The sequence below is a fragment of the Actinoalloteichus spitiensis RMV-1378 genome, from assembly GCF_000239155.1.
Classification (GTDB): domain Bacteria; phylum Actinomycetota; class Actinomycetes; order Mycobacteriales; family Pseudonocardiaceae; genus Actinoalloteichus_B; species Actinoalloteichus_B spitiensis.
Genome location: NZ_AGVX02000695.1, coordinates 1 through 8,016, shown reverse-complemented (window position 1 = coordinate 8,016; position 8,016 = coordinate 1). Strand labels below are relative to the sequence as shown.

The window sequence follows — 8,016 nt, the reverse complement described above, 5'->3', positions numbered from 1 at the left end:
GGCGCCCCCGGGAGAGGGCGGCGGCCGCCGGACCGGTTCTCGTCCCGGGAAACGTGTCTCCACCCTCCGGCTCACGGCGTACCCGGGAGCCACCGAGGCGGGCCGGACACCGGGTCGGCGCGCCGGCAATCGCGCCGGTTACGGTGGACTGGTTCGATCAAGTCGAACACCGGTCCATGTGACCTTGGTCGGCTGTCGGGCGCTAGGGTGGCGCACGGCAACGTGGCCAACCTTCATCATGCCCACCGGCCAGTGCGGCGAAGGGCTGCGCCGGTCCGAGTAGCGAGGAGACGTACCGTGACGGTTCGCGTAGGTGTCAACGGTTTCGGGCGCATCGGGCGCAACTTCTGGCGCGCCGCCCAGGCCAGCGGCCAGGACATCGAGATCGTCGCCTTCAACGACCTCGGCGACGTGGCGACCATGGCCCACCTCCTCAAGTACGACAGCGTCCTCGGCAGGCTGAGCGAGGAGGTCAGCGTCACCGACGAGGGAATCAAGGTGGGCGACACCACCATCAAGGCCCTCGCCGAGCGCGACCCCGGCAAGCTGCCGTGGAAGGACCTGGGCGTCGACGTGGTCGTGGAGTCCACCGGCTTCTTCACCAAGGCCGACGACGCCAGGAAGCACATCGACGAGGGTGGCGCGAAGAAGGTCATCATCTCGGCCCCGGCCAAGGGTGAGGACCTGACGGTCGTCCTCGGAGCCAACGACGACAAGTACGACGGTTCGCAGAGCGTCATCTCCAACGCCTCCTGCACCACCAACTGCCTCGCGCCGCTGGCGAAGGTCCTGCACGACACCTTCACCGTGGAGCAGGGCCTGATGACCACCATCCACGCCTACACCCAGGACCAGAACCTCCAGGACGCGCCGCACAAGGACCTGCGTCGCGCCCGCGCGGCCGCCGTCAACCTGGTCCCCACCAGCACCGGCGCGGCCAAGGCGATCGGCCTGGTGCTCCCGGAGCTCAACGGCAAGCTCGACGGCTACGCCGTGCGCGTCCCGGTGCCGACCGGCTCCGCGACCGACCTGACGGTGACGGTGGGCCGGGAGACCTCCGTCGACGAGGTCAACGCCGCGTTCCGGGCCGCCGCCGACGGTCCGCTGGCCGGCGTCCTCCGCTACAGCGAGGACCCGATCGTCTCGACCGACATCGTCACCGACCCGGCCTCCTGCATCTACGACGCCCCGCTGACCAAGGTCATCGGCAACCAGGTCAAGGTCGTCGGCTGGTACGACAACGAGTGGGGCTACTCCAACCGCCTGGTTGACCTGACCGCCCTGGTCGGCTCGAAGCTGGCCTGACCGGCGCCCGCGAGCGAGGGGTGGGAAGGACAACCTCATGGTGACGAACACTGGGTCGGCGACCGGCGAGGACGGCCGACCGGCCGTCGCGACGCTGGACGACCTCCTCACGACCGGGGTCGCCGGTCGGCGGGTCCTGGTTCGGGCCGACCTCAACGTGCCGCTGGACGGAACTCCCACCCCGGACCTCCCGGGCGGGAGGATCACCGACGACGGCCGGGTGCGGGCCTCGCTGCCGACGATCCGGGCGCTGGCCGAGGCCGGCGCCCGGGTGGTGGTGGCCGCGCACCTCGGCCGGCCCAAGGGGACGCCGGAGGACAGGTTCTCGCTGGCCCCGGTGGCCAGCCGGCTCGGCGAGCTGCTGGGCGCCCCCGTCGCGCTCGCCGACGACGTGACCGGGCCCTCGGCCCGCGAGACCGTCGCCGGCCTCGCCGACGGCCAGGTCGCCCTGCTGCAGAACGTGCGGTTCGACAGCCGGGAAACCAGCAAGGACGAGGCGGAGCGCGGCGCGCTGGCCGAGGAACTCGCCGAGCTCGTCGGTGAGGACGGCGCGTTCGTCTCGGACGGCTTCGGGGTCGTGCACCGCAAGCAGGCCTCGGTCTACGACGTGGCCCGGCTGCTCCCGCACTACGCCGGCGGCCTGGTGCTCTCCGAGCTCTCGGTGCTCCGCCGCCTGACCACCGACACCGCCCGGCCCTACGTGGTGGTGCTCGGGGGCGCCAAGGTCTCCGACAAGCTCGGGGTCATCGCCAACCTGCTCACCAGGGTCGACCGGCTGCTCATCGGCGGTGGCATGGCCTACACCTTCCTCAAGGCCAAGGGCTACGAGGTAGGGCAGTCGCTGCTCCAGGAGGACCAGCTCGACCGGGTGCGCGGTTTCCTCGCCGAGGCGGAGGAACGGGGCGTCGAGCTCGTGCTGCCGGTCGACGTGCTGGCGGCCAAGGAGTTCGGGGCGGACGCCGAGTACCAGGTGGTGGACGCGGACGCGATCCCCGCCGACCGGCAGGGCCTGGACATCGGCCCGAGGACCCGGGAGCTGTTCGCCGCCAAACTGGCCGACGCCGCCACGGTCTTCTGGAACGGTCCGACCGGTGTCTTCGAGTTCGAGGCGTTCTCGGGCGGCACCAGGGCGGTCGCGGAGGCGTTGGTGGGCAGCTCCGCGTTCACCGTGGTCGGCGGGGGTGACTCCGCCGCGGCGGTGCGCGCGCTCGGCCTGCCCGAGGACGGGTTCTCCCACATCTCCACGGGCGGCGGCGCCTCCCTGGAGTTCCTGGAGGGCAAGGCCATTCCCGGCGTCGAGGTTCTGGAGGACTGACACCAGATGGCAGCCAGGAAGCCGCTGATCGCGGGCAACTGGAAGATGAACCGCAACCACCTCGAGGCCATCGGCCTCACCCAGAAGGTGGCCTTCGCCCTGCCGGAGAAGTACTTCGAGAAGGTCGAGGTGGCGGTGCTCCCGCCGTTCACCGACCTCCGCAGCGTGCAGACCCTCGTGGATGGGGACAAGCTGCGGTTGAAGTACGGCGCCCAGGACCTGTCGCCGCACGACTCGGGCGCCTACACCGGTGACGTCTCCGGGGCGATGCTGGCGAAGCTGGGGTGCACCTACGTCGTGGTCGGGCACTCCGAGCGCCGTGAGTACCACGCCGAGGACGACGACCTGGTCAACCGGAAGGTGCGCGCGGCCCTCAAGCACGGCCTGCGGCCGATCCTCTGCGTCGGGGAGCCGCTGGAGGTGCGGGAGGCCGGCGGCCACGTCGAGCACACCACCGCCCAGCTGGTGGCCGGGCTCAAGGGCCTCCGCGCCGAGCAGGTGGCCGACGTCGTGGTGGCCTACGAGCCGGTGTGGGCGATCGGCACTGGCCGCGTCGCCACGCCGGCCGACGCCCAGGAGGTGTGCGCCGCCATCAGGTCCGCGCTGGCCACGAAGTACGGCGACGAGGTCGCCGGTCAGGTGCGGGTGCTCTACGGCGGCTCGGTGAAGTCGGGCAACATCGGCGAACTGATCGAACAGCGGGACGTGGACGGCGCCCTCGTCGGCGGCGCCAGCCTCGACGGGGACGAGTTCGCCAAGCTGTCCGCCCTCGCCGCGGGGGGCCCGCTGCCCTGATCACGCCACCGGTGTGGCCTTCCGGTCGATTCCGCCGCGTGATTGACTGCCGGGTACCCTGTGATGCCTACCGCCGTACTGCGAGGATGAGATGAAGTTCTTCCTGCAAATCACACTGGTGATCTCCAGCCTGGCGCTGGTGATGTTGGTTCTGCTGCACAAGGGGCGCGGTGGGGGGCTGTCCTCCCTCTTCGGGGGCGGGATGCAGTCCAGCCTCTCCGGGTCGAGCGTCGCGGAGAAGAACCTGACCAGGATCACCCTGTTCGTTACGGCTATCTGGGTGATTTGCATCGTCGCGGTGGGATTGCTGCTCAAGGTGGAGTAATTGGTATGACGTGGCGTCCACGCCACGTCGTGACGGCGGGACGTCGTGACCGGCGGGGCCAGCGGGGCCCCGCCGGGTCGTGAGTGGCGACGATCGAGGATCGCAGGGGTGTTGAGGGCCGATGGCAGGTGGTAACGCGATCCGCGGCACGCGGGTCGGTGCTGGGCCGATGGGGGAGTCCGAGCGTGGCGAGTCCGCCCCGCGTCGGCGCATCTCCTACTGGTGCGCGAACGGGCACGAATCACGTCCCTCCTTCGCGGTGGAGGCGGAGGTTCCGGAGATGTGGGACTGCCCGCGCTGTGGTTTCCCCGCCGGCCGCAACGAGGAGCGGCCGCCGGACCCGCCGAGGACCGAGCCGTACAAGACCCACCTCGCGTACGTGAAGGAACGGCGTAGCGAGGCCGACGGCAGGGCCATCCTCGACGAGGCCCTGTCCCGGCTGCGGCAGCAGCGGGGACGCTGAGCGACCCTGCTGTCGCCGTGGGGGACGGTGGGTGACCGGAGCCGGCTGCGCCGGTGAACGGTGTTCCGGGACCAGTCGACGGCCCGGCACGTGATGACGTGCCGGGCCGTTGTCGTGCGTGGAGGTGCGCGGCTCCTTCGCGTGCGCGGGTTCCGACCGCGCGTGGGCACGGGCGACCGCCCGGTGGCCGGCTCCCCTGCCGGGGGCGCGTCGCGTCCCCCGGGGCCGCCCCGCTCCGTCGTGGGCTGATCCGCCCGTCCCGGGTGCTGACCGGTCGGCGAGGGCGGCGCGCGTGCTCGTCCTCCCCTCCGGCGACGGCGGCGACGGTGGGCCGCACGTCCCGGGGTCGAGTGTCCACTCACGGCGGTGGTAACTCCGGCGGGTGGGTGAACACTGCGGAAGGAATCCGAAAATCCCGGCATATAGCGCGTCCTGTTGATCTTTTCCCTCACACGTTCGGGTCAAACGGTCCGGGGTGGATTCGGCGGGGCTCCGTGACGTCCGATGACTACGCTGCCGGCTTGTTCCCGGCGCTGTCCGTGGTCCGCGACGACGCGTCCCCGTGTCCCGCCAACCCGTGTGCCGAGGTGACGTCCGCTGGGAGGGTCAGGGAACGGCCGGCGATCCCGAATCCGTGCGAGCCAGAGGATCACCGTCGTGCCAGAGCACAGCCAAGCCTTCGACTTCCGTGGTTTCACCTGCGAGATCCGGATCGTCGAGGCGGAGAACCCGAGCCTTGCCCCTCTCGTGCTGCTGGGCGGGGCGTTCCAGGACAAGCACTCCTGGGCTCGGCACGAGCGGGAGTTCCTGCGTCGCACCTCGGTCGTCACGGTCGACCTGCCGGGCTGGGGATCGGCGGACCCACTGCCCCGGCAGTACGGGGTGGACTTCCTGTGCGAGGCGCTGCACCACCTGCTGGTGAGCTCGGGCCTGCCCCGGGTCAACGTCGGGGCCGGCTCCTACGGCAGCGGGATCGCCTACCGCCTCGCCCAGCGGTTCCCCGGCCTCGTGGACAGGTTGGTGCTGGTGGGCACGATGACCGAGCTGCCGGAACGGGCTCGGACTGACGTGGAGGACACCGTCCGGCTGCTCAGGTCGGGCGACCGGGACACCTTCGCCGAGCGGGTGATCGAGCTCCTGCTGTGCCAGGACCCCCGCGTCGTGGTGCGCAAGCGCGACGTGCTGCGCCGCCTGCTCGGCAGGCAGCTGCGGCAGCTCGGCGAGGACGCCGCCGAGAAGTACGTGCACAACACCGAGCGGTTGCTGGCCTACCGCTGGGACCGCTCCACCAGCCCCCCGACGTCGCCGATCCTGGTGATGACGGGGGAGCACGACGCCTTCACCACGCCCGAACTCTGCCGAGAGGTCGCCAAGGACTGCCCCGACGCCCTGTTCACCACCGTGCGGGACTCCGACCACCTCGTCTACCTCGAACGTCCGGTCGAGTTCGTGGAGGTGGTGCTGACCTTCCTGTCCGGTGAACCGGTGGACGCCCTGCCCTGCTGCACCCCGGTGGAGTACTTCGGCGCCGCCCGGCTCTGACCCGACCGGTCACCTCGCGGAGCGGCCGCCACCCGGCGCGCGAGGCGGCCTGCCTGTCCGGACCTCGACGCACCGACATACCGTGGCACGAGGCGGACCACCGGGCGGTGGAGCGAAGGGCCGGCTCCGGACGGCCGGACCGAGCGCCTCCCCGGCAGGGGGTGGGGGGCGAGCGGCGGCGAACCCACCCGGGGCGGGGCCGTGGGCTCGGCCGACGCGGGTGGCGAGCCTTCTCGCCGGAAACGGTGGGATCGCCGGTCGCCTAGTCCAGCAGCAGGGTCCTCAGGTCCAACCGGCGCAGCACCCGGTCGGCCGCCGCCGGATCGACTCCCGGTTCCTGCCGGGCCGCCAGCACCTCGGCACGCGCCGCGGCCAGCACCGTCGCCTCGATGTCGCGGAGCACGTCCCGTTTCCGGCGCAACGCCGCCATGCGTTCCCGCTGTTCCTCGTCCTCCGGGTCACCGCACAGCTTCGCCTCCAACCGGCTGGCCCGCTTCCGCAGCAGCGCGCTGACCTGGTCGGACAGCTCCGCCCGTTCCTCCCACTCCGTGATCTGGCGCAGCGCCGCCCGGTGCGCGCGGCGCGCCACCGCCCGTTCCTCGGCCTCCTCGGCGCTGGCGTCCGAGGACACCCCGAGCAACCGCACCACCAACGGCAGCGTCAGCCCCGCGAACAGCAGGGTGACCACCAGAACGGCGCAGGCGATCACCGTCAGCTCCGCGCCCCCGGGGAAGGGGGACCCGTCCTCGGTGGTGGAGGGCACCGACAGCGCCAACGCGAGTGTCGCCAACCCGCGCATCCCGCACCAGGTCATCACCACGGCCTCCGCCGTCGTCCTCGGCGCCGACGACGCGTCCCGCGATCGTCGGAGCACCAGCCACGCCCCGAGGAACCACAGGAGGCGCAGCGTGACGACCACCGCGCACACCACTGCCGCGTGCGCCAGCATCGCGCCCAGTTCACTGCCGGCCTCGGTCACCACCTGCCGCATGTCCAGCCCGATCAGGCCGAAGGCCAGCCCGGTGACCAGCAGCTCCACCACGTTCCAGAACGAGCGCTGGGTGAGGCGCTCGTCCGCCTCGTCGACGTCGCTGTGGCTGCGGAGCTGGAGAGCGAGGACGACCACGGCGATCACCCCGGACGCCCCCAGTTCCTCCGCGCCGAGGTACACGGCGAAGGGGAGCACCAGGGTGAGCGCGGCGCTGCCCGTGCTGTCGGTGATCCGGGTCAGGAAGCTGCGCGCGACCCAGGCCACGACGAGGCCGACCCCGACCGCGGCCACCGCGCTCAGGAGGAAGCGCAGCGCCAGCTCGCCCACGTCGAGGTCCCGTTCCCGCACCGACGCCGCGATCGCGGTCTGGAAGATCACCAGCGCGGCCGCGTCGTTGAACAGCCCTTCGCTCTGGAGCACCGCCAGCAACCGCCGGGGGATGCGGACCCGGCTGGCGACGGACTCCACCGCCACCGGGTCCGGTGGGGCGACCATCGCGCCGAGCGCGATCGCGCTCGCGACGGCCACGCCCGGCAGCAGCAGCGCCAGCGTGCCGGCGACGGCGATCGTCGTCGCCACCACGAGGCCGATGGCCAGTGTGACGATGCTGCGCCACCGCGTCCGGAACACCGCCCAGGAGGTGCGTTGGGCGGCGGCGAACAGCAGCGGTGGCAGGAAGAGCGGCAGGATGAGGTCCGGGTCGAGGTCGAACCGGTCCGGAAGACCGGGGATCACGGCGACGGCGAGCCCGAGGAGCAGCATCAGCGCCGGCCACGGCAGCCGGAGACGGTCACCGACGCCGACGAGCAGCACCGCACCGAGCATCAGGGCGATGACCAGCAGCAGCACACCCATCGGCCCAGCATCGCAGCCGGGCGGGGCTCCCACCCGGTGAAGCCGCGTCGCCTCGGCCGCCACTCCGGCACCCCGGTGGGGCCGCCCGGGCCGGTACCGGGCGCCGTCCTCGGGGCGGCCGGCCAGCCAGGCCGGGTCGACGCACGGGGAGCTTGTGATCACCCACCGCTGGCGCTGGCGATGCCCCACCCCTGCCGGAGGTGGTGGGTGCAGCCGGGGGAACGGGCATGACGGCCGTGAACCCCGGCGTCCGCGTGCCGGAACGGACCTGGCGGCGGTGCGGCCGCCAGCGGGCGTGGCGGTGCGGGCGGCGCCGCGACCCGACCGGGCGCGACGAGCTCCCCGTCGTCCCGCCGGCCCGCCGCGCGGTCGTGCGCCTGTCCCGAGAGGGAGGCCGACCGGCGGTCGGCCCGCGCGAGGCGACC

Annotated in this window: 8 protein-coding genes; 7 read left to right on the top strand and 1 reads right to left on the bottom strand. The window is 72.2% G+C overall.

Translation table 11 applies throughout. From position 1 onward, the window contains the following. The first annotated feature begins 297 nt into the window (after positions 1–297). The 6 genes from gap to ACTIDRAF_RS30970 all read left to right on the top strand — a co-directional run bounded on the left by gap (position 298) and on the right by ACTIDRAF_RS30970 (position 5,745). Positions 298–1,305 carry a type I glyceraldehyde-3-phosphate dehydrogenase gene (gene gap, locus ACTIDRAF_RS0224105; protein WP_016701246.1) on the top strand — a complete coding sequence of 336 codons (1,008 nt, stop codon included), beginning with the start codon at positions 298–300 and terminating at the stop codon, positions 1,303–1,305. 37 nt (positions 1,306–1,342) lie between these two features. Next, the gene (locus ACTIDRAF_RS0224100) at positions 1,343–2,620 is read left to right on the top strand and encodes a phosphoglycerate kinase (RefSeq protein WP_016701245.1); all 1,278 of its coding nucleotides are present in this window, start codon (positions 1,343–1,345) and stop codon (positions 2,618–2,620) included. Between the two features lie 6 nt (positions 2,621–2,626). Beyond that, on the top strand, positions 2,627–3,415 hold the full coding sequence (gene tpiA / locus ACTIDRAF_RS0224095; protein ID WP_016701244.1) for a triose-phosphate isomerase: 789 nt from the start codon (positions 2,627–2,629) through the stop codon (positions 3,413–3,415). A gap of 91 nt (positions 3,416–3,506) precedes the next feature. Beyond that, positions 3,507–3,740: a preprotein translocase subunit SecG gene (gene secG, locus ACTIDRAF_RS0224090; protein ID WP_016701243.1), complete on the top strand. Its 234-nt coding sequence runs from the start codon at positions 3,507–3,509 to the stop codon at positions 3,738–3,740. Between the two features lie 121 nt (positions 3,741–3,861). Continuing rightward, positions 3,862–4,203: an RNA polymerase-binding protein RbpA gene (locus tag ACTIDRAF_RS0224085; RefSeq protein ID WP_016701242.1), complete on the top strand. Its 342-nt coding sequence runs from the start codon at positions 3,862–3,864 to the stop codon at positions 4,201–4,203. Between the two features lie 657 nt (positions 4,204–4,860). After that, complete coding sequence (locus tag ACTIDRAF_RS30970; protein WP_016701241.1) at positions 4,861–5,745, top strand: alpha/beta fold hydrolase; 885 nt, start codon at positions 4,861–4,863, stop codon at positions 5,743–5,745. Between the two features lie 262 nt (positions 5,746–6,007). Here ACTIDRAF_RS30970 and ACTIDRAF_RS0224075 read toward each other — a convergent pair whose 3' ends face one another. Beyond that, the gene (locus ACTIDRAF_RS0224075; RefSeq protein WP_016701240.1) at positions 6,008–7,591 is read right to left on the bottom strand and encodes a Na+/H+ antiporter; all 1,584 of its coding nucleotides are present in this window, start codon (positions 7,589–7,591) and stop codon (positions 6,008–6,010) included. Positions 7,592–7,818: 227 nt separating this feature from the next. Between ACTIDRAF_RS0224075 and ACTIDRAF_RS34645 the strand changes: the two genes are divergently transcribed. Next, the coding region (locus ACTIDRAF_RS34645; RefSeq protein WP_039789314.1) for a hypothetical protein at positions 7,819–8,016 on the top strand (198 nt) is incomplete at its 3' end.